The 25,180-nt window shown below is 58.3% G+C and carries 31 protein-coding genes; 5 read left to right on the top strand and 26 right to left on the bottom strand.

Translation table 11 applies throughout. The annotated features are described in order from the left end of the window. Positions 1-50 precede the first annotated feature (50 nt). Entirely contained in the window at positions 51-260 is a 210-nt protein-coding gene (locus PspCFBP13528_RS17145; protein ID WP_137200848.1) for a hypothetical protein, read from the top strand. Between the two features lie 3 nt (positions 261-263). Here PspCFBP13528_RS17145 and umuC read toward each other — a convergent pair whose 3' ends face one another. Both umuC and PspCFBP13528_RS17155 read right to left on the bottom strand, forming a co-directional pair. After that, positions 264-1,538, bottom strand: coding sequence for a translesion error-prone DNA polymerase V subunit UmuC (umuC, locus tag PspCFBP13528_RS17150; RefSeq protein ID WP_137200850.1), 1,275 nt, complete (start codon positions 1,536-1,538; stop codon positions 264-266). Then, positions 1,531-1,956, bottom strand: coding sequence for a S24 family peptidase (locus PspCFBP13528_RS17155; protein ID WP_137200852.1), 426 nt, complete (start codon positions 1,954-1,956; stop codon positions 1,531-1,533). The genes umuC and PspCFBP13528_RS17155 overlap by 8 nt, the downstream gene beginning before the upstream one ends. Positions 1,957-2,057: 101 nt before the next feature. Here PspCFBP13528_RS17155 and PspCFBP13528_RS17160 point away from each other — a divergent pair, with 101 nt between their 5' ends. Next, positions 2,058-2,807: an SOS response-associated peptidase family protein gene (locus PspCFBP13528_RS17160; protein ID WP_137200854.1), complete on the top strand. Its 750-nt coding sequence runs from the start codon at positions 2,058-2,060 to the stop codon at positions 2,805-2,807. A 91-nt stretch (positions 2,808-2,898) separates the two neighbouring features. On the opposite strand, the gene PspCFBP13528_RS17165 is transcribed toward PspCFBP13528_RS17160, so the two are convergent. The 6 genes from PspCFBP13528_RS17165 to PspCFBP13528_RS17190 all read right to left on the bottom strand — a co-directional run bounded on the left by PspCFBP13528_RS17165 (position 2,899) and on the right by PspCFBP13528_RS17190 (position 10,396). Further along, entirely contained in the window at positions 2,899-3,429 is a 531-nt protein-coding gene (locus tag PspCFBP13528_RS17165) for a lysis system i-spanin subunit Rz (RefSeq protein WP_137200856.1), read from the bottom strand. Continuing rightward, positions 3,426-3,959, bottom strand: a complete 534-nt coding sequence (locus PspCFBP13528_RS17170) for a glycoside hydrolase family 19 protein (RefSeq protein WP_137200858.1) — start codon at positions 3,957-3,959, stop codon at positions 3,426-3,428. The genes PspCFBP13528_RS17165 and PspCFBP13528_RS17170 overlap by 4 nt, the downstream gene beginning before the upstream one ends. A 56-nt stretch (positions 3,960-4,015) precedes the next feature. Further along, entirely contained in the window at positions 4,016-4,570 is a 555-nt protein-coding gene (locus tag PspCFBP13528_RS17175; protein WP_137200860.1) for a tail fiber assembly protein, read from the bottom strand. Beyond that, positions 4,571-5,344, bottom strand: coding sequence for a hypothetical protein (locus PspCFBP13528_RS27620; RefSeq protein WP_178084437.1), 774 nt, complete (start codon positions 5,342-5,344; stop codon positions 4,571-4,573). Between the two features lie 56 nt (positions 5,345-5,400). Then, positions 5,401-6,099, bottom strand: coding sequence for a hypothetical protein (locus PspCFBP13528_RS17185; protein ID WP_137200862.1), 699 nt, complete (start codon positions 6,097-6,099; stop codon positions 5,401-5,403). Between the two features lie 334 nt (positions 6,100-6,433). After that, entirely contained in the window at positions 6,434-10,396 is a 3,963-nt protein-coding gene (locus PspCFBP13528_RS17190; protein WP_137200864.1) for a phage tail protein, read from the bottom strand. A 78-nt stretch (positions 10,397-10,474) separates the two neighbouring features. Between PspCFBP13528_RS17190 and PspCFBP13528_RS17195 the strand changes: the two genes are divergently transcribed. After that, positions 10,475-10,813 carry a YceK/YidQ family lipoprotein gene (locus tag PspCFBP13528_RS17195; protein ID WP_162515433.1) on the top strand — a complete coding sequence of 113 codons (339 nt, stop codon included), beginning with the start codon at positions 10,475-10,477 and terminating at the stop codon, positions 10,811-10,813. Positions 10,814-10,861: 48 nt separating this feature from the next. Here PspCFBP13528_RS17195 and PspCFBP13528_RS17200 read toward each other — a convergent pair whose 3' ends face one another. Both PspCFBP13528_RS17200 and PspCFBP13528_RS17205 read right to left on the bottom strand, forming a co-directional pair. Next, entirely contained in the window at positions 10,862-11,473 is a 612-nt protein-coding gene (locus PspCFBP13528_RS17200; protein ID WP_137200866.1) for a tail assembly protein, read from the bottom strand. 62 nt (positions 11,474-11,535) lie between these two features. After that, a complete protein-coding gene (locus PspCFBP13528_RS17205; protein ID WP_124424266.1) occupies positions 11,536-11,886 on the bottom strand; it encodes a hypothetical protein in 351 nt (116 codons plus the stop codon). 180 nt (positions 11,887-12,066) lie between these two features. Here PspCFBP13528_RS17205 and PspCFBP13528_RS17210 point away from each other — a divergent pair, with 180 nt between their 5' ends. Both PspCFBP13528_RS17210 and PspCFBP13528_RS17215 read left to right on the top strand, forming a co-directional pair. After that, positions 12,067-12,555 (top strand): hypothetical protein, encoded by a 489-nt coding sequence (locus PspCFBP13528_RS17210; RefSeq protein ID WP_137200869.1) that lies wholly within the window; start codon positions 12,067-12,069, stop codon positions 12,553-12,555. 203 nt (positions 12,556-12,758) lie between these two features. After that, positions 12,759-12,962 (top strand): hypothetical protein, encoded by a 204-nt coding sequence (locus tag PspCFBP13528_RS17215; RefSeq protein WP_137200871.1) that lies wholly within the window; start codon positions 12,759-12,761, stop codon positions 12,960-12,962. 510 nt (positions 12,963-13,472) lie between these two features. Here PspCFBP13528_RS17215 and PspCFBP13528_RS17220 read toward each other — a convergent pair. The 16 genes from PspCFBP13528_RS17220 to PspCFBP13528_RS17295 form a co-directional block, all read right to left on the bottom strand. Continuing rightward, positions 13,473-14,300 (bottom strand): C40 family peptidase, encoded by an 828-nt coding sequence (locus PspCFBP13528_RS17220; RefSeq protein WP_241669102.1) that lies wholly within the window; start codon positions 14,298-14,300, stop codon positions 13,473-13,475. 2 nt (positions 14,301-14,302) lie between these two features. Next, on the bottom strand, positions 14,303-15,055 hold the full coding sequence (locus PspCFBP13528_RS17225) for a phage minor tail protein L (protein ID WP_137200873.1): 753 nt from the start codon (positions 15,053-15,055) through the stop codon (positions 14,303-14,305). A gap of 11 nt (positions 15,056-15,066) precedes the next feature. After that, positions 15,067-15,405, bottom strand: a complete 339-nt coding sequence (locus PspCFBP13528_RS17230) for a phage tail protein (protein ID WP_057009018.1) — start codon at positions 15,403-15,405, stop codon at positions 15,067-15,069. Further along, positions 15,405-18,449, bottom strand: coding sequence for a phage tail tape measure protein (locus PspCFBP13528_RS17235; RefSeq protein WP_137200875.1), 3,045 nt, complete (start codon positions 18,447-18,449; stop codon positions 15,405-15,407). Before PspCFBP13528_RS17235 ends, PspCFBP13528_RS17230 begins: the two co-directional genes overlap by 1 nt. Before the next feature lie 27 nt (positions 18,450-18,476). Beyond that, complete coding sequence (locus PspCFBP13528_RS17240) at positions 18,477-18,779, bottom strand: DUF1799 domain-containing protein (RefSeq protein WP_137200877.1); 303 nt, start codon at positions 18,777-18,779, stop codon at positions 18,477-18,479. Between the two features lie 17 nt (positions 18,780-18,796). Continuing rightward, positions 18,797-19,177 (bottom strand): phage tail assembly chaperone, encoded by a 381-nt coding sequence (locus PspCFBP13528_RS17245; protein WP_065950818.1) that lies wholly within the window; start codon positions 19,175-19,177, stop codon positions 18,797-18,799. A 3-nt stretch (positions 19,178-19,180) separates the two neighbouring features. Then, positions 19,181-19,837 (bottom strand): phage tail protein, encoded by a 657-nt coding sequence (locus tag PspCFBP13528_RS17250; protein ID WP_137200879.1) that lies wholly within the window; start codon positions 19,835-19,837, stop codon positions 19,181-19,183. Positions 19,838-19,909: 72 nt separating this feature from the next. Next, positions 19,910-20,326 carry a phage tail terminator-like protein gene (locus tag PspCFBP13528_RS17255; RefSeq protein ID WP_137200881.1) on the bottom strand — a complete coding sequence of 139 codons (417 nt, stop codon included), beginning with the start codon at positions 20,324-20,326 and terminating at the stop codon, positions 19,910-19,912. Further along, entirely contained in the window at positions 20,323-20,907 is a 585-nt protein-coding gene (locus tag PspCFBP13528_RS17260; protein ID WP_137200883.1) for a hypothetical protein, read from the bottom strand. Before PspCFBP13528_RS17260 ends, PspCFBP13528_RS17255 begins: the two co-directional genes overlap by 4 nt. A 1-nt stretch (position 20,908) precedes the next feature. Beyond that, on the bottom strand, positions 20,909-21,301 hold the full coding sequence (locus PspCFBP13528_RS17265; RefSeq protein ID WP_137200885.1) for a hypothetical protein: 393 nt from the start codon (positions 21,299-21,301) through the stop codon (positions 20,909-20,911). Between the two features lie 2 nt (positions 21,302-21,303). Continuing rightward, positions 21,304-21,681, bottom strand: a complete 378-nt coding sequence (locus tag PspCFBP13528_RS17270; RefSeq protein ID WP_137200887.1) for a hypothetical protein — start codon at positions 21,679-21,681, stop codon at positions 21,304-21,306. Between the two features lie 10 nt (positions 21,682-21,691). Next, positions 21,692-21,997, bottom strand: coding sequence for a HeH/LEM domain-containing protein (locus tag PspCFBP13528_RS17275; protein ID WP_101220443.1), 306 nt, complete (start codon positions 21,995-21,997; stop codon positions 21,692-21,694). A 55-nt stretch (positions 21,998-22,052) separates the two neighbouring features. Beyond that, complete coding sequence (locus tag PspCFBP13528_RS17280; RefSeq protein ID WP_012724055.1) at positions 22,053-23,030, bottom strand: major capsid protein; 978 nt, start codon at positions 23,028-23,030, stop codon at positions 22,053-22,055. 3 nt (positions 23,031-23,033) lie between these two features. Then, positions 23,034-23,771: a hypothetical protein gene (locus PspCFBP13528_RS17285; protein ID WP_178084438.1), complete on the bottom strand. Its 738-nt coding sequence runs from the start codon at positions 23,769-23,771 to the stop codon at positions 23,034-23,036. Positions 23,772-23,863: 92 nt separating this feature from the next. Next, positions 23,864-24,634 carry a hypothetical protein gene (locus PspCFBP13528_RS17290; protein WP_137200889.1) on the bottom strand — a complete coding sequence of 257 codons (771 nt, stop codon included), beginning with the start codon at positions 24,632-24,634 and terminating at the stop codon, positions 23,864-23,866. Between the two features lie 50 nt (positions 24,635-24,684). Continuing rightward, complete coding sequence (locus PspCFBP13528_RS17295; RefSeq protein WP_101220440.1) at positions 24,685-25,173, bottom strand: DnaT-like ssDNA-binding protein; 489 nt, start codon at positions 25,171-25,173, stop codon at positions 24,685-24,687. Between the last annotated feature and the right edge of the window lie 7 nt (positions 25,174-25,180).

Here is a 25,180-nt window from a genome sequence, read left to right on the forward strand (position 1 = left end):
ATACCCTATTTCATTGCCTGCTACGCTGTTCAATCTACGGAGGAACAGCTATGCCCAACTCAGACCTACTCCCTTCCCTGCTCTCAAAACTGTACGAAAACCAACTGGCCCTTGAGGCTTCCATCATGGAGCTATCGAACTGGGTTGAGCAGCGTGGTTCCGCCGAGGTCGCAGAAAATATCCGGGGTGCGCTGCACACCATCGACGGCAACGAAGAGTTCATCAAATTGACGCTCGCAGTTCTCATGGCACCGGAGTAATCGCTACTTGCAGGCCACTGACCAGAGCTGGTCCAGCTTGGTGGTGTAGCTCTGGCTCATCATTTCCCGGCGCATGCCCCACTCAGGATTGGTAGGCACGCTGGCCGACCGCAGCGTTCCCCTTCCCCATCGATCGTTAATTTGGTCCAGCACCGACATGACCCGCGTTGCTTCTGTCGGCTGCGAGACCGCGAACAGATCATCGGTGTACTCGCCAGGCTGGCAGAGGTTTAGCAGCATCACCTCGGCCTTGCTGTACTTGAATCCAGGCCGGAATATCCGGTCTAGCGCGTCGACGGCAGCCTTAGTGAGCAAGCGAACGTCATCTGTTGGATACGGCATATCGACCACCACCCCGTTCGCATACTTCGCCTCGTCCGGGTTGAACATGCCGGTGCGTATGCACACTCGGACCGTCTTGCAGAGCGAGTTCTGGGCGCGGAGCTTTTCAGAGGCTCGCATCATGTAGGTGGCCACCGCCTCTTTGATCGGTGCAAGCTCGGTCAAGCGCATGCCGAACATTCGGCTGCAGCAAATTTCCTGCTTCGGCGGATCGGGCTCATCAAGTTCCAGACACGAAGTGCCGGCCAGCTCCCGCGCCGTCTTCTCGATCACCACGCTGAATTTTTTCCGGAGTGTCCAAGGATCGGCTTTTGCCAGGTCCATCGCGGACTTAATGCCCAGGGCGTCTAGGTGCAGCTTCATTTTGCGGCCCACGCCCCACACCTCAGATACATCCGTGTTGCGCAAAACCCAATCACGCTTCATCGGGTCGGTGATGTTTACCACTCCCCCAGTCTGAGCCTGCAAGCGTTTAGCCGTATGGTTCGCCAGCTTGGCCAGGGTCTTTGTATTGGCGATGCCGACACCTACGGGGATGCCGGTGCAGCGAAGTACTTGGGCTCGGATCTGCCTGCCGAGCGCATCAAGTTCACCAATCCCAGTGAGGTCGGCAAAGGCTTCGTCGATGCTGTAGATCTCGACAGCCGGCACCATGCTCTCGATCAGCGTCATCACTCGCTCGCTCATATCACCGTACAAGGCATAGTTCGATGAAAACGGGATGATCCCGTGCTGCTTTAGCTTTTGCTTAATCAGAAAATACGGCTCGCCCATCTTGATGAAAGGCTTCGCGTCGTAGCTTCGGGCGATGACGCAGCCGTCGTTGTTGCTGAGCACCACGATAGGCGTCTTGGCTAGGTCAGGCCGAAACACTCGCTCGCAACTGGCATAGAAGCTGTTGCAGTCGATCAGCGCGAATACCGGCGGATTAGACATGGCTACGTACTGTGCTGGTGATTACACCCCAGATAGACAGCTCGTCTCCTTCCAGCACGTAGCGTGCGGGGTACTTAGGGTTTTCGGATAGCAAGATCACTTCCTTGCCACGCTTGCACAGTCGCTTGCACATAGGGTCATTGTTGAGCAGGGCCACCACGATGTGCCCATGAGCCGGCTCAATTGAGCGGTCAACCACAGCCAGATCGCCCTCAAAAATCCCTGCGCCTTGCATGCTCTCGCCGGTGATCATCACCAGGTAGACGTGCGGGGCCCTGATATTGAGCACTTCATCCAGAGAGATATGCTGCTCGATATGGTCTGCTGCCGGCGAGGGAAAACCGGCAGGAACGTGAAACGAACAGAGAGGGAGTTTTGCGCCCCCGAGGGCAATCGGACCCAGGATGTTGAAGCTCATGACAACGCCTTATGCGGATACTGTACGAATATACAGTTAACTTTGTGGGGCGCTTGCGGTCAATTTCTCTATAGGGGATTTCGACGGGCGGAGGTGTTTCTATGTGCGGTCGATTCGTGCAATACGAGGGGATGGCTATCTACATTGAGGAGCTAAGCCCTCAAGTAGAGCTGTTCAGCGGGTACGACGCCGAGCCGATAAATCGATTCAACGTCGCTCCAACGACGCGCGTGCAAATTATGCACGGCAAGGAAGATGGTTTGCACATTGACGCGTTGCACTGGGGATGGGCGCCCTTTTGGGCGAAGGGAAAAAGGCCTGACCCAATAAATGCCAGGGTAGAGACCGTCACGACGGGGAAGTTTTTCAAACAGTTGTGGCCCACAGGACGCGCCATTGTCCCGAGCGAAGGCTGGTACGAGTGGGTCAAAGACCCAGACGCCCCGAAAAAGAAGCAGCCCTACTTCATTAGGTTAAAGAGCCGGAGGCCAATGTTCTTTGGCGCCCTGGCCCAAGTACACCCTGGACTCGAGCCGCACCATGGTGACGGATTTGTCATCATCACCGCCGCCAGCGATCAGGGCATGGTCGACATTCACGACCGAAGACCTTTGGTGCTGACACCTGAGCTTGCGAACGAGTGGCTTGATCCTGATTTGGCGCCATCGCGCGCCGAGGAAATCGCGAAAGAGTTTTGCCAGCCTACAGAAGACTTTGAGTGGTTTGCTGTAGGCAAGGCCGTGGGCAACGTCAAAAACCAGGGGCCCGACCTCATACGCCCAGATCCGTCAGCTGAAAAACCACATCACGAAGATCACGGCAGTGACCCAGCTGAGGGTGAGCAGAATTGAAAGGCCTGCAAGACGTTTGTCCATGCTTCCCCTTTGGGGTTGGTTCGGTGATCGCAATACGAACTTCTGGTGGAAGCGTAGTTCAGTGATCTCAGCGGGCAACTTCCCTTACGTACGCCTGGCAAGCGCGCAGCGCAATCAGTCCTTGGTCGCCGGCGTTGGTGATATCGATAATTCGTTGAGCATGCGCTGGGTCAAGTTGGGCTCGACGGGCTGCATGAACCACGCCGACGGCGCCGGGGGCGGTAGGCACGTCGCAGCGACTGGCTGTGTCCGTGGCGTCGAGAAGGACTGACAGCCTGACATCAGCAGTGGCAAGGCGATCGCGCAGAGCAGCTTGGTTACGGTGGGCATCGGATAATTCCTGGGCGTGTTGTTGGTCCTGCACCGCAATCTGTTGCTCGGTGGCCAGGCGCTTTTCCTGCTCGGCCTTCTGCTGACGCCAGGCCTCGTTGGTGATGGCGTCGAGCTGACTCTGGTGCGCGGTGTTCTGCGCTGATAGCTGTTCAGACAGTTGCTTGCCCAGGCGCCAGTCCTGAATCTGCCAGGCGCCGGCGGCGGCACTGGCCATCAGGACCAAAATCAGCACGACCAGGCCGGCCAACTTCTGCACCGGCGTCATGCCAGCACCTTGAGCGCTTTGTCGTACAGCGCCTGGCGGTCGGCCTGTCCGGTGAGCCCACCATTGATTCGCTTGGTGATCCTCTCGAACTGCCCCTGATCCGCCAACGTGTTCAGACCCTTGGTCGACCAGAACCAAGCCGCTGACATGGCGGCGTGCTGGGGCAGCTCAAGCAATTCAGGCTTGTTGATCAGGTCCAGGCCCAGGGCCTCGCCGCACGCGGCATAATTCGCGCGCCCGGTGACCTGGATCAGGCCGCGTCCGCGGTACTTTGAACCGTCTCCCTTCACGGTGTTGCCCAGATCGGCACGACCGTCGTACCCGGCCTGCTGCTTGGTTGGCCCCCAAATCTCCCGCACATATCGCAACTGGCCCGACTCATGCCCGACCTGGGCGATGAATGCGGCGATGCGCAGCGGGGTCACGATCGCGTGCCGGCCCATGGCCGTGTTCAGCACGGGAACAAAAACGCCGGCATTGCGGCCGGCGTTCGGGAGTATCTGCAGCAACTGCTGCTCGGTGATAGGCATGGCTTTCTCCAGGCGAAAAAAAACCGCACAAGGCGGGTGGTGGTCTGCTCCAGGGTTTACGCGGGGACTTGCGGCCACTCAATCGTTTGAGGGTAATCCGATTGGTCGGGAACACGGCTCAGCGCCACGCGGTATTTCTTCCACGCTTTCAGTGCGGCCAGGCCGGCATCGGTGGCTTCGTCGACATCAACCGCATCCTGGAGTGGAACGATCGCGTAGTCGGCGGCGGAGCGTAAACGGGCGATTTCTTCCTGGGCAACTTCCAGAGGATCAGCTGACGGCGGGGGCAGTTCGGGCATCTCCTGAACGGGCAAGGCCTCGACGGCCACATGAAGGGTGATGCTGTGTTCCAGATCAGCAGGCTCGCCGTCCTTGGCAATGCTGACCGCCAGCACCCCGTCGTGGTAGCTGATCGCGACCGAGCAGGCCGCATCGATCTGGTTCACGACGTAGCCCCAACCTTCAGGGGCCGGCGCCATCCCAAGCGTGCCGTAGACCAGGTACTGCCCTGGGCCTGGGTGTTCCGTGGTGATGGTTTCCACTCCCAGGGACGTGATGTCGATGACGGCGCCCGTAGCGCCGAGGATATTTACTGCTGCGCGAGTTTTCATTTAGATCGCCTTCAGTGTGCCGTCAGCGGCGCGAGTGGTGTTTGCGGTGCTGTAGAACTTCGCCCAGGCAGACCAGCCTGAAGCACCGGTGAGCCGGCGCATCATCAATTCTGTCGACGCATAGTCAATTGCCAACTGCGCGCCATAGTTGTACGTGCCATCGTATGAGGCTGAGAATTGCTGGAGCGCTCCAAATCCGGAGCCGAAATCAGGCTTGCCGGCAGTAGTGGACGAATAACGGTAGATGCCGGTTTTCGATACCTGACTACCGCTGATGTCCGTGCACAAGCTCAGCCCGGTGAGGTAGTCGACGCCGTTCCCGAATGCGCCGACTCCCATAACGTTGCCGGGGTTGAGGCCGATGGTGGCCGTAGCAGCGTTGCCCAAACCCAGAGCGGTGCGAGCTGCAGCTGGAGTAGAGCTCCCGGTACCGCCCTTCGTAACCGGCACAATGTTCTCAACAGATACCGACCCAAGGCCCGCGAGAGTCGCCCCCCACTGCTGCACCAAAAGGTTGACGGCGTCAGCGAGCGCCTTGGGGTATCCGTTCACGGGAACGATTCCATAACCAGCGCCTGCTGAAGTGGGACCCCGGTACGCGGGCGAGATCGATACCGACGTGTCGTTCGCCGGATTGATGATTTGGTATATACCGTTGTCCGGCCCGACAAACATATCGCCAGATCGGCAATTTGAAAACTTCGTGCCTGCACCTGTTACAACGGTAGTTCCATTGGTAACGGTGACCGTCCCTTCTGAAAACCAAGATGGCATGTTTTTCTCCAGAAAAAAAATACCCGCATGATGCGGGATTCGGAACTTTAAAATAATTAAGAAGTCATTCGCGCTACGACAATCGTAATTCCGAGAAACGACGCATTGTAACCGGGTATACCTACGGCTCCGACGTTGATAAGCCTGTTTGGATAATCCCAGAAAAAACCAATCTGCCTATTTGACTCAACTCCAATGGTGTTAACTCCTACCCCCATGTTATTTATCAATACATACTCATCCTCTGCCATTGCAAAAGGCGCTTGAAAGTAGGTAATGGTTTGTCCTTGCCCTGTCTGACCACTTCCCGTAAAGGTCCAGGTGTTTGTGGCCCTAACGAATAAAGCGGCGGGCGTGCCAGTATCAAAAATGACCTTCTGCCCTGGCCCCAAGATACGCGCACCAAATTGTGCTACAGGCGCACCGCCAAATATTCCTGCAAACCAGCGACCTACCGGCTTGATGGTGTAATTGTTATATATCCGAACCCGGAAACCAGTCCAGTTACCAGGCCCACCTAAAACTTCTATGTTCGCCATGCCTATCATTCCGGCGGCACTGTCTGGGCGTATGAATATAAGCGGCTGTTCTTGGGTCGTGAATGGGGAGGGAAATAAAGTTGTAGATGAATTGCCGCTTTCCTCAGTTCCTACATATCTCCCTTTATGAATAACCGTCAATCGGAAGAATTCGGAATCGATGATGACACGACCGTCAGGAGGAGCGGTGAAAGACATGCCAAACGTTTCAGCCATTATTTAAACCTCACCACAAAGAGCCGCATAACTGTAGAGGATCTCCCTGAGTTACCCCAGGGATCCCCTCTCAATGTTTTCCAAACCCTGACAACTCCATTCAGCACCTCCGGCTCAAGCTGCTTGTCATAAAGAGGTGCCGCTGCCTGAGCAAGAACGCAGAATGCCGAGGCATTGTCAGGAGTGATTCCCGCGACCGCGATATCCAGATATTTGACGTTTCCCCAGGCCGCTGGCGTGAGGACCGCTGTGTAAACGGTCCGCATCGTGAAAGACGTCGGAGTGATCTCGGCGACGTTGCCAGGGCCCCACGTCCACATTCCGTAATCGGCCATTAGGAAAGTCTCCCAACCATCACGCGCCGATCTTCATTCCCATCGAATACAGAAAGTCCGTCGTTGTTGAGCAGCGACGATCCACCAGTGCCCGAACTGCGCAGGGTGAAAGTACCCGCCGGAATGTTGATCTCCAGTAATGGGCGCCCTTTCGAATCCACCGTCGGCGAACGAAGCACCATGCCCAGGATGATTTCCTGAATAATCGCTTTGCTGATGATCGCGGTGTTGAACACGGCCTGGCCGTTTTCAATAACGAACATCGGGTCGATCTTGCCGCTCACCTCGTTAACGACGCCGAACCTCTGCGCGAAGATAAGGAATTCCGACTGCTCGCCATTCGATCCGAAGGCCATGCCCGTAGTGACCCTGCGGCCGTCTACGATTGTCTGGGCCTTCAAGGTGACCTGAGAGGACACCCTTCCGTCCAGGCCAACCAGCGTCTGGCTCACCTGCTGAACCGAGGCGTTTGTCTGACCGAGACTCGACTGGACCGTATCAGTCCGTTTGGACAGAACATCTATCGCAGTGGCCCTGACCAGCTCCTCCTGCTGGATAAGACCCTTCGCGCCATCAACCCCAGCTTGCAAGGTAGTCAGGCGCTCAGCAGTTGCTAATTCGCGGGATGCTTCTACACGAATTTGCTGGGCGATACTCGCGACGGACTCATACGTTTTCAAAGCCCCCGCCAGTTCCCCGGCCCCGTCATCGCCGCGCACAGAAGCGCGCAACGCCTCGTTGCTCGAAGCCTGGGATGTGATCTTCCCGTCGAGGTTTGTGACTTTCGTGTTGAGGCCCGTGATTGCCTGGGCATTGCCGGTCGCCTTCTGCTCGACAACAGACAGATCGCTCTTGAGCTGGTTGATCTGCGCTGCTGAAGCCTCGCGGTTACTGGCCACCACCTGCTCCAGAACGGTCAACGACGACTTGTTGTCGCCGACCTGAGCGCCGAGGGTGAGCAACTGCTGGGCCGCCGCTTCATTCTCGCTGGCTCGCGTTTTACGCTCGACGGCGAGATCTGCCGTGGACGTCCATCCCTTGATCGCGTCAGCAAGATCGCCCGCGCCATCATCACCTCGAGCAGCAGAGCGCAACGCCTCCACAGAGGTGGCGGTGGCCAACACCCTGCCGTCGATTTCTTCGATGGTGGTTTCGATGATCTTGACCTGAGACACCAGTGCATCAGTGGTCTCAAGAATGGTGCCGATATCGATCCAATACGCAGCGTCCGGCGGTGCTGCCCCAACCGGGACAGGGCCTTTTGCTTGGTACAGATGCTGATCGAGCCGGACAATATCGCCCTTCAGATAAGGTTTCGCAGGGTCGTAGGCGAGCGCGTCGTTCACCTGCTTGATCAGCTCCTCCAGTTCCTGCTTGGCTTCCTCGAGACGTTCATTTACAGAGCCTGGCCCGTCACCGGTGATCAGCTCTATCTCTTCGCGCAGGCTCTGGTACAGGGCACCCTTGCCGATTTTGTCGGCGTAGTACGCCTCATAGTCGCTCTGCTTGGTGCTGGCCTGTCCATTGACCGCACCAGGTACCGGCCAGAACGGGCCGATGTTGCCGGTCCGGTCCACCAGGCGAGCCCAGAAGAACAGGCTCGCACCAGGCAACAGCGCGTGCATCTCGTGCTTCGTCTGCGGATAGCTGAAGTCGCTCAGCTTGATCGCGGTGGCCAGGTCGGCCGACTGGCTGTACCAGATCTCCGTCCGCTGAGTGTCCTCTGCACCTGGTGGAAAGCCCCATTGAATGCCGATGCCATAAACCAGGCTGGTGGTGGTCAGGAAAGACACCGCCGGCGGCAAACCGGTTTTGCCTTCCAGGTTGGTCAGGATGGAGTTTTTCCAAACCGACGAAATGTCGAAGGCACTCACCGCGCGCACCCGAGCCAGGTATGCGCCCGAATAGATGCCGGTTACGTCGACGCTCGTCGAGCCGGTGCGCTGCACCTTGATCCAGTTTCCGCTGTCCTTGCGCCACTCCACGTCATACGCGACGGCGCCGGTGACGCCCGGCCACGAGATGTTCATGGTGCTGATGGCGATGCCCTGATTAACCGAGTAGCTCGACGTCAACGTGACGCTGGCCGGTGCCGGTACCACCGTGATCGGAATCACGCTGATGGGGCGCTCTTCCAGACGCGCGCCGGTGTCGATGTGAGCAAACTTGCTCGGATCGTACTGAATTGCCGATATCTCAAACACGCCTGGCTCAGGCCGGGCCACGCTCACCACGCGGTACAGCGGAATCGCCAGGTCGTCAGCATCCAGCGCCCACACCAGCTCGCGCTCAGGCGGCATGGAATAGGCGACGGTCACGGTGACCTGCCGGCCGCTGACAAGCTGAACCGTACGTCCCTCGCACTTGCCGTCAGGCAGATTGAGTATCAACCGGTCGCCGGGCTTGGCCTGGGTATCGCGGTCCAAGGTGATCACTTTGCCGTTTACCGCCGAGATCCGGCCGCCGACGGCCCGACCAGCCAGCAGTTCGTCAGCAATCGGGATTACGTAACCAGGCAGCGGAATACGCCCGTCCAAGCCCACCTTGAAGGTGACGGCCCGATCCTTAGAGTTGGTGAACAACGCCCACTTGCCGCGGCGCTGCGCCTCGGATTCGCGGGTGCAGCCGATGGCACTGATCTCCAGCGGGTTGTCGCCGTAGCGCCGCTGCAGCTTGGCATCGGTTACAGCTGTGACGTCGGTGTCGAAGTTGTTCAGCGGGTTGTCGTAGCTGATCAGCGCCCGGGTGTAGCGGGTGCGTTCCGACGCACTGGAGTAAGTGAACTTGCCATCGATGACGTTTGCCCGGGTGTAGGCGAAGTCGAAGTCGGTAGCGCGCGGCATATCTGCCAGGGTGAAGACTTGGCCCTGGGCCCAGTAGGTCATGCCGCGGTAGATGGTCGAGATGTCCTGAAGCAGCGACCAGGCGTCAGCCTTGCCCTGCAGGTTCAGGTTGCAGATGAAGCGCGGCTCCTGACCGCCCTTCCCGTCCGGCACCAACTGATCGCAGTACTGGGAAATCCGGTACAGCTCCCACTTATCCACCATCCACGGCTTGATACGACGGCCGAGGCCGAAGCGGTCAGCGGTGGTGATGTCGTAGGTCATCCAGACAGGGTTGTCGGTCCAGGCCTGCTTGAAGGTCCCGTCCCAGACGCCGCTGTAGGAGCGCGACATAGGTTCGTAGTTGCTCGGCACCTGTATCTTCTTCAGCTTGGTCTCGACCGTCACGGCCGGGATGCTGCGGAACTGCTCGGCAGAAAACTCGACGTAGAGTAGCGCCGTGTTCGGGTAGCGGATCTTCGCGTCGATCACCTCGGTAAACCCGGCGATCTGCATCGTGTCCGAGATTTTGTTGTTGTTCTGATTCAGAGTGATGCGGGTGATGCGCATCAGCCAGCCCGTCGTGGCTTTGGGTAAGTCGATACGGCGCGTGCGCTCGTACACGCTGGTGGTCTTCCCATCGACCGCCTCGCTCAGTACCTGCTGGTAGGCGCCGCCATCAGTGGCCAGTTCGACTTTGTATTCGATTCGGTACCCGTTGATGTTGCCCCCGGCGTCCACGGACTGGAGCGCTGGCCACGCAAAACGAACGCGCACAGCGGAGAGCTGGGTGTTGTTGATCGCCCTAATCCACGGGGTGCCGCTGCGCAGCTCGGTGCTGATGGTGGTCTCGTTCTCGACCGATGGAATCCCCTGGATATAGGTTTGGTCCACGGCCCCAGTGCGCCATTCCCACTTCACATTCGGGAAGTTCATGTTCCCCTGGGGGTCTTGCAGTGGGGTGTTGTCGAGGTAGATGTCCCTGGCGGTCGGCGTGCCTTCGAATTCCCCCTCGCCCACGGCGATCAGCATTTTGGCAATGGCAACAGAGCGCAGACTGTCCGGGGCTTCCGTCGGCGTTTTTGGTTTTTTTTCGCCGCCCTTAGCGCCGTGGATGTCGATCTTGCGTGCTGCGCCCATGCTTTTCTCCAGGCAATAAAAAACCGCGATATCGCGGCTTCGGTTAACCTCAAACTTTTCTGGCAAGGAGCCAATGTGATGAAGATCAAAAACGCTTTGGTGCTGGTAGCGGCGATATCAGCTACAGGCTGTGGGACTGTCAACACCACTTTCCGAGACGACACCGTCGCGAGCAATAAGCTGGCTCGTTGGAGTTCGAGCTGCGATTCGGTACCGAGAATCTATAGCGGTGCCGTTTTTGATTACTGCACACTCGATGCAGCGCCACGTCAGAGCACCGGCTTTGACGGACACCCGTCTGCGTCATTAATTTTGCTAGATATGGGGCTGTCTGGAATTGCAGACACCCTCATTTTGCCCTACACAATTTACCTACAGAGTAAGCACGGAGACATAGAAAAGGCGCGATTCGAGTAATCGCACACGCACTAACTTCAGGTGACAAGTAGCTTGCTCCGACCATTGCTACATATGGTCCTCGGCGTAAATGGCAGCGCTAATGATCGCCCCGCCGACACGGCGCTTGCCGTAGCACAGCGGAACCGGGTTACCGGATGCCGTGGTGTTCTTGGCACTGCCGAAGGCGTAGCCGGGGGTGTTCTCCGGCGCGGCGCTGGTCTTGAGTCCACCAGCCTGGGGGCTGAGCATTTGGATCACGCCGCCCAACGCCATCGATCCGCCCATCATTATCAGGGCGGAGCCGAAAGGAGCGCCCGCGCCGAAGGTGCCGCCGGTGATGACGAGACCAACAACGATAAGCACTGCCCCGATAATGGTTTGCAGCGCACCGCCGCGCTTACTGCCGGTGATAACGGGAGCAATGCGGATATCTCCAGCGCCCGCGAACCCAATTTCTTTCTCGCCCAGGTTCGTTTTGCCTCGAAAAACCGCGAACTCAATACCCTTAGATTTGGCATTGGACAGAAACCGCTCGAAACCTGGAATTTGGACGCAAAGCGCTTTCACGGCCTCGGCCGGAGTACTCACAGCCATTCGGAAAGACCGTCCAAACTGTCGGAGCTGACCGTAGAGCAGGATTGTGGTCATGGGCTGATAATTGATGGCAAGTGCCGCCATTTGCTTTTCTCCAGGTAATAAAAAAGCCCGCCGAAGCGAGCCTTGAACAATTTGATGTGACGCTATAAGCAGCCTTGCAGCGCGGTCAGCCGTTTATTCGCGATCCAATTACCCACCACCACGTAATATTTCGCCTCTGATCCGTAGCCCTTTGGCTGGATGTCAACGAAGTACTGAGAGCCCTCAGTGAATACCGTATACCCGGTGTCACGCCCAGGCTGAGAGGTTGCGCCAGGCGTGCCGCCGAAGATCGGCTGGTTCTGCCATTCATACTGCACGCACTTAGCCAGCGCGGCGTCAGTTTTCTTCGAGGTCAGTACCTTGTAAGGTCCTTCCTGGCGCGCCTCGTTCATCGTGGGTGCCATGCACCCCGCCAGCATCGCCACCGCTACCGCCGCTATCAAAATCCGCATGTCGTTCTCTCCTTATTTAGAGCGGAAATCTAGCATCTCCGATCTGTACCTAAAACCGACATCGGGCAGATCGCCAGATTATTCATCAGCTAGGTTAAGGCTACCCGCCATTTTTTCATCCTGCCGTAAAGATTCGGAACGCGGTGCAGATAAGAGGTGTTCCATATAAGGAAATTAAGCATGCTCCCTAATATCAGACCCTCCCTTTCGCTGCTCACTATGCTGTTAGCTACTTCCGCCTTAGCCCAACAGCAGATCACTGAGCCTTTCCCGCACATTCCAGCGATGAGCCATCAAACGATGACCTACAACGGAAAAGTCATTTACGAAGCGGACGTAGATCAAAACGCCCCAAATCCTAGGCCGTTTTCTCTTCAGGTGAAGGTCGACTCCTACACTGGGAGTTGCACCAGCATCGTGGGCCATGTTTCGGCTGCCGCCTCAAATAATAGTGGCGCGAAAGGAGCCTCATCGTCTGAATACATCAGCTGTGTGATCACTGAGTTCTCCCCTGACGGGCGGGCAAAAGCAGATATCGTTTATGACTTCCAGAACGAGAAACAAAACGTTCACAAATCCGGCCACGTCAAAGCCAATTTGCAGGCAGGGAAAGAATACAAAACCGAAAGCAATGGCTCACAAGTAACTCTTCTTTTGCGCACCCACTGACGTACGAAAGCTGCCGAGTTGTGCGAGACCGAGCACTGGGATCACGGCAAGTGAAACCAGTGCTACCTCAAGCGATAGATAGCTCAGCAGAAAAGTTTTCGTTGATCAGACCTGTCCGGGCATCCAGCGTGGATGGAATGCCAGTAACGCCCAAGTCGCAATCAGTAGTAGCGTTTGGCCTTCAACCCAGAAGGAACTGAGCGATGGCCAAGCAACCCTCCAACGGCGGCAAGGAATGGACAGCGGCAGAGATTACCCAACTGCGCACGCTGGCAGCAGGCAACACCCCCACCCGCGTAATCGGCCTCAAGCTCGGTCGTTCTGAGGCGTCCATCTACAGCAAAGCCGCCGAGCTAGGCATCAGCCTCAAGCCGACGAATCAGTCACCTTACAATCGCAAGCCTTGAGGGTTGCTGTGGCGCGCTCGTAGGAAGCTCTTAGCTCATCACTCCAGCTGTGCCCGTGATCAGCCAACGCCAACGCGAGAGCATCCATCGTGCGCGCGATGTCGCTACGTTCGATTTGAGTCATTTCGAATACTCGAATGAGTGAAAAAGGATTTCCCCAGTCCTACGCCTGCAAGCCAAGGACTGGGATAGCGCCAATGTCGGCGCGTTAATGACCTGGAGGTCAATGTGTCAGGAACACCAGCAAACCCAAGTGAAGTTCGCGCTCTCGGACTAGCGCTTCAATGTCTAGCAGCGAGCCTAAAGCAAAATGGCGCCCTCAACGCTGACCTTTATACTGCAAGACTCAAAGGTCATATTGCCGCGGAGTATCCAGCAGCCGAAAACAAAGATGTTTTCAATCTTGTGCTAGAAAACTTGATCAATGACTTAGCACGCATACCAGCCCCTGACGCTTAACGACCTTTGGGGCCGAACAGAGCGAAGTCTCTCTCGGCCCTTTTTTTAACTTCATCGTCGATAGCTTTTTGTTGTGCGTCCGTAAGCATGCTCTTCTCCTGCGGCCATGCCGCGTGATGTTGGTTGTTTTGCGTCTTTGTGCCTGAGGATCAGGCGTGTGCGGTCGTGCCAGGGCCCGCCGTAGACGATGATCTCCGACGGCCTGCCATACAGGTGGTGCAGCAGGAAGGGGCCGGGGCCGAAAGCGCCCGAATCTTCACTAGGCAATGCCGGATCTGTGCCGAGGTAAATCCCAGCGTGGTTCGGGTGAACTGTCCGGCCCACATGCATAACGATCAGATCGCCGCGCTGCGGCTGGTCGACTCGCACAAAGCCGGCCGCGTCGTAATGTTGCTCGTACAGGCTCGCGTTCTCCGCACTCTCCCACCAGCCGTCGGTGCGCTGGAAGGCTTCGAACTCAAGCCCCCATTCACGCTGGTACCAGTCAGCGCAGACCTGCCAGCAGTCCCAAGCGCCGTGCACGAACGGACGCTTAAGCAGCGGCGTGCAGCCCGTGGGAGTTATCGTGCGCATATCGCCCTCAGGCCAGCTCAGAATGTGCCAGGGCAAGGCGGTGGCCTCGCACATGGCCAGGTCATGCGGTGACGGCCTGCTGGTGGCGTCCGGGTGGGAGTGAGCGATGCCGATAACTTCACCCACGTCTTCAGCCGCAGCGTAGTCCTCAGGATCAAGCCGGAATTCTTCGTTAGGCTCCGCGGCGATGTTCCGGCATGGAAAGTACTTCTGCGCGCGGCCGACGGCCAGCAATAGGCCGCAGCATTCGCGCGGATATTCGGCTGCCGCATGCGCCTGGACCGCCGCGATGATGTGCTTGCGCATGGTCAACTCCGGGCAATGAGGGAGACAGCGGGGAATCCGCCGAAGGACAGTTCGTTGTTCTCGCCGAAGCGCAGCTTGCAGGACGACAGGCAGCCCTTGCACTGGTCGAGGGCTGGGTTATCTGTGGGGTTGTCCTCGTCATCGAACATCGCCGATCCGGTGTACCCGCAGTCCGGCCCCCGGTAACCGTTGGTCATGGCCCAGTGGCAGAACGTCGTCATTTGCCGGCCGGGAAGACCGTGGTTATCGATCTCGCCCGGTGAAGACAACTCCCAGACCACAGCCTCGCCGTCTTCGCTGGTTTTTTGGTCGATGTACCAAATTTCCAGCGCTTCCTGTGTTGGGTCAGCAGTTGGGTTGCCATCGGGGAAGTTGGCCGCATCCAGGTACTGGGCCAGGGTCTCGCGAACTGTCAGCTTGAACTTCAGCATGTCCTCGAAGGCCAGGCACAAGGCGGTCACCCGTCCGTTGACGTTGCCGGCGGCGAACGTTGGCCGAGAAGCGGTACCGTCGCTGCTCGAGGAAATACCCTCAATCTGCACCGGCCAGGCGGCGTACTCCTGGCCCTGCCAGATAATCGACTTGGCGGGCAAGTCGTCCTCAGAATGCTCGTAGGCCAGCAGTTCCTCAGCCGTATGCGGGATTGCGTGGCCGTGAAAGCGCAGGTAATCAGCGCCGTATTCCGTCCCGTCAATTTCAAACAGGCGAATTTCGCCGCCGGGCTCCAGTTTCTGGATGTCCGTGATCAGTGCCATGGGCGGTTATCTCAGGGGTGGAAGGTTTGCTGGAAGGTGGCGGTGATGGCGTAGACCTGACCGCCGCGGTGAATCGGCTTGTAGCCGTTGCACTTGTAGAGGCCAAGCTCGCCAAGGGGCGGCTCCCACAGGAAGCCCTTCGCACCCTTGTGCCGGTCGAGGAATGCCATGATTTCCTTGATTCGCGGTTTCAGACCGGTAAAGGTGACCGGCCAGGACTGCGAGCGATTGTTCAGGCCATCCTCGACCGACTGCTCGTAGCCATCGCCGAACTGCTTGGATCGGACGCGCTGAGCGATATCGCCCTCCGCGCCCTTCTCCGTTGCCCAGGTAAATCGTTCGATTGCCATCAGCGCCCCTTGATTGCTTTGTTGATGACGCCACCCTGACGCATGTCCTTCGATCGCAGCTCCTGATACTTCTGCTCCACGAAGGTCGCCAGCTCTTTACCAAACAGGTCGTAACCAGGTGCGTCAGCGGTGGAGGAAGCGTTGCCGTCACCGTCGATATGCACTTCTACATTGATCTGCGTTGCGCCAGACCCACCGCCGCCCATAGCCATAACGCCAAGCTTGCCGCTCGACGTACGGGTCAGAGGCATAATGGCCTCTGCCCCCGCCTCGCCCATGACGCCTGTTTTGCCTCCGGCCATGCCGAATGCCGTGGGCTTGCTGACAACCGAGTTGGTGAAGGCACCGCCGTCGGCGAACATCTGGACGCCGCTCGCCCATGCGCCACCTTTGGCCTGGTTGACTCCGGACCAGCCTGCCAGCACTTCAGGGCTGTAGCCGGCAGCGGTTGAGCCGGCCGATGCTGGTGTCGCGCCTCCGCCGAAATACGCACCTGCTGCCGAAACGCCAAGGCCCACTAGAGAGCCGAGCAGTCCCGATGCTGCTTGACGGGTGGCGATGCGCGCCATATCGGCCAGGATCGACTTGGCGAAGTCCGAGAACGACGCTTTACCGGTCATGGCGAAGTTGACGATGGAATCCTCCATGGAGCTGAAGGCGTTGCCGAATAGGCTCTTGGTCTGGCCGGCAATGTCCTTTGCTGAGTCCAGGTAGTTTTCCCATGCGGCCGTTGCACCCTTGGTCCAATCGCCCTGGGCACTTTCCACGTCCGCGTAGTTCTGCCTGATCTGGTCGGTGGATTTCTTGTTCGCGTCAGCGAGCGCCTGCGACTTGCGAGTGAATTCCTCGTCCGACATTTTGCGTGACGGGTCGGATCGCTGGTTTTCCAGTTCAAGCGACTGCTGAGCAAACCGGTCTTGCTGGCTGTTCAGTTGCCCGTTCAATGCGTTCTGACGATCACCCTGGCCCACGCCCAGCACGGCTCGTTGCCCGGCCAACTCCAAGGCCCTCTGTTGCTGCCCCAGCGCCTGCACGTACGAACTTATCGCCCGTTCCTGCTTGGCCAGGCGCCCGGCCTCGTTGGTCGCCAACACCTCAAGTTGGCTGTCAGCTTCTTTCTGTGCCTTGACCATCCCTGCGCGCGCGTCAGCGATTTTCTGGTCCAACTGGATGCTTTGCGCGGCTGATGTTGTCTTCTTGCCCTTGGCGGTTTCCAGCGCGGAAATCTCGGCCTCGTAGGCCGCCGTTGTCTGGTCGAGCTGGTTGCCGATCAGCGCCTGACGCCGCAACAGATAGTCTTCCTCAGACAGCAGGCCGGCTTTCTGCGCCGCTTCCAGTTCCTTCTGGTAGTTTTTGTAGGTGTCGGTGATGGCTGCCAGGTCGTTTTTGGCGTTGTTGAAGCTGGTTAGGTCGACCTGGGTGCCAGCGGCTTTCGGATCCTTGAATTTGTCGTTGATGTTGGAGATGTTTTTATCGACAACGTCCTGCTGGAGACGGGGATCATTCGGCGCAACCTTCCGGATATCCGCGAGTTGCTGCTTATAGTCCTCAATCTCCTTTGTCCGCTTTTGCTCGTTGGTCAAAGCCGACTTGGTCAGCGCATCAACCTTCGTCATTGCCGTGACTGCCGCCCCTTGCGCCTTGGCCTGCTCGCCCTCCCACTTGGCGATATCGGCCTGGGCCGCCTTTTCGTCCTCAAGCATGTTCAGACGATTCTGCCGGAACTCGATAATCTCCTTCTGGTTTTGGAACAGCCCGATATTTCCTTTCTGCGCATCGGCCAGGTCTCGGCGAGCCTGCTCAATGTCTGCACCAATGTCAGGTCGGCCGATGTTTTTGAGATTGTCAGCAGCACGCGCAACGGCGTTGTAGCCTCGCTCCCAGAAGCTCAGATTTTCCAGAATCTTCGGCGTGCGCTCATTGATCGCGTCGGCGTAGGACTCGGTCGCCAGCTTCACGGCTCCCGCGTGATCGCCCTGCTCTTCCAGTGCGGCAATCTGCGAGTAAACTGAAGTGGTGAGGTAGTGGTACTGCTCGTTGAGCGCAGCGGATGCCTTGACCGGGTCATCGGCCAGCTTCACGAACTCGGAAACCGTCTCGCTTACTGCCTTGCCCGTGGCTTCCTGCATCGACACTGCGGCCTGGGTGATTCCGGTAAAGCTCTCGCCGGCGATCTTTCCGTTGTCCGCCAGCTGCGCCAACACTGCGGCCGCCTGGCCAGTGGTGCCCACGGTAGCGCTGACCTGCCGCGCCATATCGCCAAGTTGTCCGGCACTGACCCCGGCGTAGTTACCGGTCAGAATCAACGATTTGTTGTAGCGGTCCTGCTCTTCGCTGCCCTTGTAGTAAGCAACGGCGAGGCCACCAACCGCGGCGGTGGCCAGTGCTAACGGCGCCAGGATAGCCAGCAACCCGGCAGCGCCCGCACCAGCACCAGCGCCCAACTGCGCAACGGCGCGTACGCCGCTACCCCAGTCACCCGACGAGAGTGCATTACCAAGCTGAACAACGTTTTCCTGCGCCTGGCGGGTGCCGAGGCGTAGCTTGTCGAAGCCGGTGGCTGTCTTTTCGAGCTTTCCGTAATCCTTGTCGATCTTGCTCAGGGCGCTGTTGTACTGGTCCTGGCTGATCCGGCCCTCGTCGAGGTGTTTGCCGAGCTGCTCGACCTGATTGTCCAGTTTTGCCAGCGCCGCGCGGGCCGGGTCAATGGCGCCCAGCAGGCTGTTCAGCGCCTTCTGCTCGTCCATCGCAGACTTGGCCAGGGCGATCTGCTGCTTATCGAGCTGAGCCGATATCTTCGCTGCCTCGGCCTCGCCATAGGCGCCGGTCTTGGTCAGCTTGGTTAGCGCTTCACGCTGCTTAGCCAGGTCCCGGGTGGTTTTGGCGCTGGTGGACAGCGACTTTTCCAGCGCCTGCATTTCGTTCATCAGCGAAACAGCGGACTGCTCGGCCCGGCCGCCAGCTTTCGCCATTTCATCCAGGCTCGTTTTCGCCTGGATTGCATCGGCCGAGTCGATCTTGACGCCGAGTTCTGCAATGTTCATCGACTCACCTTGAATAAGTGCCCGTGATTACGGGCTATTTTCCCTTTCCTCCGCCATAACGCGCAGGGCTTCGCCTTCCAGGACCTGAAGATCAGGGAAGATTTCAGCGAGTTTCTTTTTCTTGATGCCGAGGAAACCGGCCACGTCGCGGATGCAGCTGTAGTCGAGACCGATCGCGCCGCCTGCGCCTGCTCGCCACTGGGTGGACATGCGGTTGAACAGGAGGAAGGCCGGCCAGTTGCATAGCCAGACCTCCACTTCTTCAACCAAATCGCCAGGGGCAAGGCCGAACATGCCGATAATTGCGTCGGGCACGCTTGGCGAGTACATGGCGCGGGCAGCGTCGGTCAGTTTCCCAGGCGGGCCTGACTGTATGCTCCCTCGTGAGCCTTGACGACAGCCTCGGCAGCGCCCTGGCAGGACTTCACGAATGCGACGATGTTGTCGTCGTTGTATTCGTCATCGAAGCCCCAGCCAACCACCAAGTCCTTGATCTGCTGAGTTTGCTGCTCAGTATCCACAGCAACAATTTCTGACCATGACGGCTTATCGCCCAGCGCAGCCTGTGCCTTCTTGCGCTTGTCGTTCCATTCATCGAAAAGAGCGGCAAGCTCGGCTCGATCCCGGTACTTGAAGGTGAACTCGATTTTCTCGGGCTCACCCCCAACGATCGGGATTGACACGAGGGTCTTGAACGTCGGGTTCTGGGCAATTCTGATCTTTGCCATGGATTAAGCCACCGAAGTCAGGTAACGGGTTGGCTCGCCCTGCAGCGCCAGGTTCACAGTCCGGGTCAGCAGGTTGCTACGGGACACGGTCGGCTGGTTGGAGAACGAGGTGAAAGCGCCGTAGAAAAGCGTGTCGTTGCCAGGCAGGTTCAAGCGCGCAGCCTGAATGGTCTGACTGGCATCCGCTGCGCGCAGAATGGCGTTGAATGCTTGGGCCGGGTCATCCGCGATGGTCAGCGCCAGGCTCGCGGCAGCCTTGTCAGTCGGCATCTGGCGTCCCTGCTTGTCTTCCAGAAACGCCACATCGAGATAATTCTGGGTTCCGCCAGCGAAATTGACGTCGGTGATTTGTGGAATTTGCACCCAGGTCAGCACCTTCTTGAGCGAGCCGATGCCGGAGCCTGCCGGGTAAACCTGCAGGTCGGTGGTGTCGATACCTTCGAGTGTGATTGCAGTAGCTGTCGCAGCTTTGACGCGCACAACGCGATTCCCCAGGCGGGTCCACCCGGAGGTGACAATCACGATGTCGCCAGCCGACAGGGTGCCGCCTGTGACTGTAGCCACGGCTTCTGCCGCATTGCTCAGCGCCGAAAACGGGATATCAGGGCCATAAGTGGCACCGTGCTGAAAGGTGCCGCCGTCGGGAATTTTGTAGCCCATGGGTATTTCCTCTTTGCAGATGTGAAAAAACCCGCTCGATGGCGGGCCTTAGGGTTTGCCCAATGGGCGGGATCAGTTGGTGTCGGCCCGGTACAAGAACGAGACCGGGACGGTGTAGGTCGAATCGCCGGTGATGCCTGGCCCCGGGTCAACTGGCGACATGGTCACCACGGTGACCGCACCCTTCGTGTCCCGCGCGTAAATAGGAAACAGGTCGGTCAGTTCTGCTGCGACTGGATTCGTCTTGGTCTTGCCGGTGCCGGCCGGCGCGATGATGCTCACCTGGAACACTCCCGTGAACAGCCGGTGATCTCCGCCGAGCGTGTTACTGGCGGTATCGCCGGGAATGGTGAAGGCTCGTAGGTAGGTCTCGCCGTCTGCCGGCGCGTAGGCCGTGTTCTCGAACACGATCTTGAGCTTGTCCGCCCTGCCAGCGCTCCAAGCGATCAGCTTGGCCTCGTAGATCGAGGTGATGATTGCGTGACTCATACCTGGTTGTTCCTGATGGCCTCCAGCACGATTTGCTGAAAGCGAGCCACGGTTACCCGGACCATGCCGCCGGGGGCCTGGGTGGAATGGCCAAACTCAAGCGGGATCGCGTAGGGCAAGTTATTGATGATGTAGGCCATCTGGCCGGCGGAGAAATCGCTCATAGCGGCGACCAGAGCAGCGGTGGTTTCGGCGCCGCTCGGGTCTACCTCGTCAAAGGTGACATTCTCGACCACGCCGAGCGAGATGTGCCAGTTCGCACGGAACCGGCCGCCGACGTAGCCTTCGGGCGCCTTGATGTCCATGCCGTCATTGAGCTTGCGGCCCTTCTTGAGCCTGCCACCCTTCGTGAGGTTGTCCGGGTCACTGCGCAGCGTGCTGTTGTGGTCGTCGACGGCCTTGTTGTACTGGGTCGCCAATGCGTTCACCGCCCAAATCTCCGGGTTACCCACTGGAGACATGCGAATCAGGCTTCTGCCAACCTCGATGATGATTTCGCGGACGCTGGCGTCAATGGCCTCACCTGTCTGAGCGGCGAACTCAGCCAGGCTCAGGGCGAAGCTGCCGGATTGAGTCGCCATGTCACTTCTTCAGCTGAGCTGTCCAGGTGGCATCTGCCGGATCGGCGGACACATTCATAACCCGAAACCCGTTGACGATATCGCCAATGGCCGGGGCAGCCGGTACCGCTGTCCGAACACCGGCCTCCGATACGAACAGCTCGTTTTGCAACACCAGCAGCTTCTTGTCGGTGGTCTGGATAAGGGAGCCGTCGATTTCCTTGGACAGGTAGCTGCCTAGAACACCGCGCCCCGTGTAAGTGACGGTGCTATCTGGCGTTTCGCCCCCTAGGTCAGGGTCATACTCGCCCGCAACCTTGCGCACGCCCGTCACGGGCTTAACCGCGTCGGCCAAGCCATCAGGATCATCGAACGCTTCGGCCAGTTCGGCCTGGATCTCCTCGCGCATGCCCATGATCAGATCCTTTTCAGCATCATCACGCCGGAGCGCGTGATCCACGGCGCCAGCAGGGCCAGGGCGAAGTTCACGCCCGCCGACTGATCGGTAGAGCCTGACACATAGGTCTTGCTCACCGATGTGCCGGACTGAGCCGATACCGTCTTACTCTGCACTTCCTTCTGCGTTGCTGTGTACAGCTTGCCCGCCGCCGCCTCTTTGGCAACCTGGGCGCCGGCTGTTTTGATCTCATCCGGTACCGGATCAGGAACAGCCCGCTTAATCTTGGCCGTAAGCCAGGCGTTTGCCATGGTCACAGCACGGACCGGATCACCGGTGCCAGCCCAACCAGAACCCAGCGAGGCGTCAACATCGGCAACGGTGATGAAGTCGGTCATATGCTTGTCCTTATTCCGCCGGCACTAGGGCCTGCAGGTCTTCTTTCTTGGCGGACGGGTCGAAGGCAATGCCCTTCTCGGTTAGCCATTCTTTCAGCTCGGGGACCTTCATTTTCAGCGGGTCGGTTTCTTTGCTCTCTGGCTCCTTGTCGTCGGAAACCTTGATGCCGGCGGCCTGGTAAGCATCGGAGATATCCGGTGCATCGCCATCAACGACTACCTCCGTCGCGGAACCGATGACGCCGAAAAACTCGCTCAGCAGGCGGTAGCACACGCCGCGCTCTTTGCCCGGCTTGTCCGTGTAGATCACTTTCATAAGTCACCTCAAAAGCATCCCGGCGCCATGTGGGCGCCAGGCTGTGTGGGCCGAGTTACGGCGTGGTGGTACCGCTGATCACAGCGGCGAACGGAACCTGCTTGCGGCTGAACACCCGCTGCCAGTTGGCAGCAGCGGCGTATTGGGTCGCGGTCGGGCTGAGGTTCTGAGCCTCGGAGCCCTTCCAGCTGAAGCCGGCAGGCTGGAGGATGTAAGTCTTCCGCTCCCACAGCACTTCGGCACCGCCGCCGTTACCGCCGCCGGGCTTACGCTCCAGTTCTACCGGAACCTTCGGCGTGCCTTCGCCGTAACCGAAAGCGCCCTGGCCGAAGAACACGGACAGGTACTTGCCAGCGCCGTACACCAGGGCGTCGTCCATGAAGACTGGTTTGCCGAGGTAGGTTGCCAGGATGATCTTGCCGTCGGAGTCACGCAGGTACTCGATGAGATCCTGCTTGACCATCTGGTTCATCACCACGGAGTGCACGCCGATCGCGCCGAACTGGTCAGCGGCATCGCCCGCGGTGAACGCAGCATCCTGGAAGGCGTTCGCGCTGATGGTCGCGCCCGCGTCGATGACCATGTCACCGCCGTTGTTGGCGATGTTCGACGCGATGATGCCGCGAGCCGCGCCCAAGGTGTAACGCTGCCACTGGCGGGTCCAGTAGGTGCCGAAGCGGTTGCGAATCTGCTGCTGTGGCTCGCTGTTTGCCAGCTCAGCAGTGAGGTCAGTCACGCCGTAGCCTTTGTTGAGGTACAAGACGCGGGCACGCATGCTGTCCTGGGTGACTTTGCCAACTTCGCCCTGGTCGTTCGGGTCGTCGTTGCTGATGTTCGGCGCTTCATCGGCGTTGAGATCCTGCCAGTAGCTGATCTCGGCGGTGCCCTGGCTGCCGGAGGCGATCGCGTCCAGCACAGGGGAGCGAGTCACGATGCCCGACTCGTATACAGCGGTCTTTTCCGGGCTGTTAACCGGCGCCAGGGAGGCGTAGTAGTCGCCGACGAAGATATCGGTCAGTTGGGTAGTTGCCATGGATTAGGTTCCTTTGGTGGCCTGGATTTTCTTGAAGAGCTCAGGGTTGTCACGGGCGATCGCGGCACGCTCGGTTTCCGTGTACTCACCCCACTTTTTCGTGGCCTTGCCACCGTTGTCGCCGGTCTGCCCGGCACCCTGAGCCCTTGGCCACAGGTGTGTTGCTGTTTCGCGCAGCGATTCCGCCCATTCGAGCGGCGACAGAGGGGTCTTCCCGTCCTTCCCGTAAACGACCTCGCCGTCACGGTCGGTGGCAATCGCCTCGCCGTCCTCACTGAGTTTGAAAGTGCCCCGGGCGCGCAGGATAATGTCCTCGGCGGCCTCGGGGAGCGCGCCGGCCTTTATGGCGGCGGCGCGGATTGAATCAGCAAGCACCTTGTCGCTGTACTTGGCGGCGAATTGTTCGGCCTTGTCGGCTCGGGCCTTCTCGGCTGCCAACTTGGTGTCGTAGTCGGTGCGCAGGCGCTCGGTACGGCGGGTGATGACCTCGTCCAGCTTGCCCTCGGCAATCAGCTTGGTCTCTTCATCCTGGCCAACCTTGGTCAGCAGCCCCTTCACTGCTGCAATGTCCAGCCCTTCGAACTGGGACTTGAAGCCGTCCAGCTCGGTTTTGGTGGTCCGGAGCGAGCCAAGCAGCTCGGTGTTTTTGTTCTTGAGGCCCAGGGTGGCCGCTTCCACCGCTTCGGCGATCGCGGATTTAACTGCTGGGTCTTCAAGATCAATCTGGTTTTCTACTGCCACTTGGTGCACCCCTTGGGTTTGATCGGCCCGCTTTGCGGGCATAAAAAAACCGCCCATTGGGCGGCTTGAGGTTAATTAATCACTCTTGAAACTTACGTCTCTGGATCACCGTATTCAAGGTGAAGTCCTGCGTCATATCTTGCTCGCGCCTCGCCATTCCTAGATGCCGCTCGCTCTGTTTCTTCAGTCTTCCTAGTATTTATAACGTAGCTCTTAGCTACCGATGAAAACTCTGGAGAGACCTCAACTTTTACATCCTTGCTAACCAGCCTAATTAGGATTTTTAGCTCTTGCTCAAAGAAATCCTCAAGCCGATCAAAGAACACCTTGTTCAACTTAAAATAGCCGTTACCTGGATGAATTTCACTTCGACGCATTTGATTTATGGGGTTTGCAACCCATTGCTCAATAAACTGAAGTAGGTCGTGCTTATTCAAAGCAAGGATATCAAGATATTCTCCCCTCTGAAGTTTTGTCGTTGCGCCACCTTTTGGGATTCGACTAAACGTCAACAGGTCGATCTTAGAACCATCTTTTTTGGATATCAGCTCAGCACCCAGAACACTCTCAGGAACAATCCCCTCTGAGACAACCCTAAGTAGCCATTCATCAGGCGTAAATTGATTGATTATTTTTACTCTTGGAAGTTCTTTTTGTTGCTGTCTATGAGACTGCCACAATGCAAAGGCAACTGCGGAGAAGGCACCTATAGCGGATGCCCAGTCTCCCAAACTCCCCCAGACCGGGACAAATGTGATTGTGGATTCAGGATTAAAATAGATACCTATAGTTAGGCCAAGAAGTCCGCAAACTATCCCTAACAAAATCCCTGCAACTGCTATCGCTACCCATTTGATTTCCATAAGGCCTCCATTCCGAAAAGCCACTTATACCAAATGGCCACCTTTTCAAGCTATGAAATTATCAATTGCAGTCCTCTCATTACCAAATAATCGGCAAACTGCGTCCTGCTCGGCGCGTATGGCGGCGGTCGCATACGCAGGCCTGGCGTATCTCGATTCAATCGAGTCCGCCGCCCGTTCGGCTCGGTACAGTGAGTCGGCTCTTCGATCTGGAGGCCCTGCTCGGAAGCGTATAGCTCGACCGCCAGCCTTACCTGCCCCCACTCAAGCTCAAAGGGCACGAATGTCTCCGACAGCGTCTGGTATTCGATCTTGCAGTCACGCCGGGGCCAGGCCATTGCCTGATCTGGATTGGCCTTTCGTCCCTTCCACTGGCGGCCATTGATATCAGCGGCGGCCCGCAGCAACAGCTCGAGCTGGCCAGCCTCAGCGTCAGGTATCCGGAACCCGTAGTAGTCGCGGTAAAAGGTCAGCTTCTCCAGTGGCACGAAGCTATTCGCGTCTGGCCTGCCCTTCCCGTCCTCAACGATGATCTGCATCGACTAT

It is taken from the genome of Pseudomonas sp. CFBP13528 (assembly GCF_005233615.1).
In the GTDB taxonomy this organism is placed as follows: domain Bacteria; phylum Pseudomonadota; class Gammaproteobacteria; order Pseudomonadales; family Pseudomonadaceae; genus Aquipseudomonas; species Aquipseudomonas fluorescens_AM.

Bases quoted from the DNA above. Each gene is read 5' to 3' on its own strand.
- PspCFBP13528_RS17145 (WP_137200848.1), top strand. From the start codon at position 51: ATGCCCAACTCAGACCTACTCCCTTCCCTGCTCTCAAAACTGTACGAA.
- umuC (WP_137200850.1), bottom strand. From the start codon at position 1,538: ATGTCTAATCCGCCGGTATTCGCGCTGATCGACTGCAACAGCTTCTAT.
- PspCFBP13528_RS17155 (WP_137200852.1), bottom strand. From the start codon at position 1,956: ATGAGCTTCAACATCCTGGGTCCGATTGCCCTCGGGGGCGCAAAACTC.
- PspCFBP13528_RS17160 (WP_137200854.1), top strand. From the start codon at position 2,058: ATGTGCGGTCGATTCGTGCAATACGAGGGGATGGCTATCTACATTGAG.
- PspCFBP13528_RS17165 (WP_137200856.1), bottom strand. From the start codon at position 3,429: ATGACGCCGGTGCAGAAGTTGGCCGGCCTGGTCGTGCTGATTTTGGTC.
- PspCFBP13528_RS17170 (WP_137200858.1), bottom strand. From the start codon at position 3,959: ATGCCTATCACCGAGCAGCAGTTGCTGCAGATACTCCCGAACGCCGGC.
- PspCFBP13528_RS17175 (WP_137200860.1), bottom strand. From the start codon at position 4,570: ATGAAAACTCGCGCAGCAGTAAATATCCTCGGCGCTACGGGCGCCGTC.
- PspCFBP13528_RS27620 (WP_178084437.1), bottom strand. From the start codon at position 5,344: ATGCCATCTTGGTTTTCAGAAGGGACGGTCACCGTTACCAATGGAACT.
- PspCFBP13528_RS17185 (WP_137200862.1), bottom strand. From the start codon at position 6,099: ATGGCTGAAACGTTTGGCATGTCTTTCACCGCTCCTCCTGACGGTCGT.
- PspCFBP13528_RS17190 (WP_137200864.1), bottom strand. From the start codon at position 10,396: ATGGGCGCAGCACGCAAGATCGACATCCACGGCGCTAAGGGCGGCGAA.
- PspCFBP13528_RS17195 (WP_162515433.1), top strand. From the start codon at position 10,475: ATGAAGATCAAAAACGCTTTGGTGCTGGTAGCGGCGATATCAGCTACA.
- PspCFBP13528_RS17200 (WP_137200866.1), bottom strand. From the start codon at position 11,473: ATGGCGGCACTTGCCATCAATTATCAGCCCATGACCACAATCCTGCTC.
- PspCFBP13528_RS17205 (WP_124424266.1), bottom strand. From the start codon at position 11,886: ATGCGGATTTTGATAGCGGCGGTAGCGGTGGCGATGCTGGCGGGGTGC.
- PspCFBP13528_RS17210 (WP_137200869.1), top strand. From the start codon at position 12,067: ATGCTCCCTAATATCAGACCCTCCCTTTCGCTGCTCACTATGCTGTTA.
- PspCFBP13528_RS17215 (WP_137200871.1), top strand. From the start codon at position 12,759: ATGGCCAAGCAACCCTCCAACGGCGGCAAGGAATGGACAGCGGCAGAG.
- PspCFBP13528_RS17220 (WP_241669102.1), bottom strand. From the start codon at position 14,300: ATGCGCAAGCACATCATCGCGGCGGTCCAGGCGCATGCGGCAGCCGAA.
- PspCFBP13528_RS17225 (WP_137200873.1), bottom strand. From the start codon at position 15,055: ATGGCACTGATCACGGACATCCAGAAACTGGAGCCCGGCGGCGAAATT.
- PspCFBP13528_RS17230 (WP_057009018.1), bottom strand. From the start codon at position 15,405: ATGGCAATCGAACGATTTACCTGGGCAACGGAGAAGGGCGCGGAGGGC.
- PspCFBP13528_RS17235 (WP_137200875.1), bottom strand. From the start codon at position 18,449: ATGAACATTGCAGAACTCGGCGTCAAGATCGACTCGGCCGATGCAATC.
- PspCFBP13528_RS17240 (WP_137200877.1), bottom strand. From the start codon at position 18,779: ATGTACTCGCCAAGCGTGCCCGACGCAATTATCGGCATGTTCGGCCTT.
- PspCFBP13528_RS17245 (WP_065950818.1), bottom strand. From the start codon at position 19,177: ATGGCAAAGATCAGAATTGCCCAGAACCCGACGTTCAAGACCCTCGTG.
- PspCFBP13528_RS17250 (WP_137200879.1), bottom strand. From the start codon at position 19,837: ATGGGCTACAAAATTCCCGACGGCGGCACCTTTCAGCACGGTGCCACT.
- PspCFBP13528_RS17255 (WP_137200881.1), bottom strand. From the start codon at position 20,326: ATGAGTCACGCAATCATCACCTCGATCTACGAGGCCAAGCTGATCGCT.
- PspCFBP13528_RS17260 (WP_137200883.1), bottom strand. From the start codon at position 20,907: ATGGCGACTCAATCCGGCAGCTTCGCCCTGAGCCTGGCTGAGTTCGCC.
- PspCFBP13528_RS17265 (WP_137200885.1), bottom strand. From the start codon at position 21,301: ATGGGCATGCGCGAGGAGATCCAGGCCGAACTGGCCGAAGCGTTCGAT.
- PspCFBP13528_RS17270 (WP_137200887.1), bottom strand. From the start codon at position 21,681: ATGACCGACTTCATCACCGTTGCCGATGTTGACGCCTCGCTGGGTTCT.
- PspCFBP13528_RS17275 (WP_101220443.1), bottom strand. From the start codon at position 21,997: ATGAAAGTGATCTACACGGACAAGCCGGGCAAAGAGCGCGGCGTGTGC.
- PspCFBP13528_RS17280 (WP_012724055.1), bottom strand. From the start codon at position 23,030: ATGGCAACTACCCAACTGACCGATATCTTCGTCGGCGACTACTACGCC.
- PspCFBP13528_RS17290 (WP_137200889.1), bottom strand. From the start codon at position 24,634: ATGGAAATCAAATGGGTAGCGATAGCAGTTGCAGGGATTTTGTTAGGG.
- PspCFBP13528_RS17295 (WP_101220440.1), bottom strand. From the start codon at position 25,173: ATGCAGATCATCGTTGAGGACGGGAAGGGCAGGCCAGACGCGAATAGC.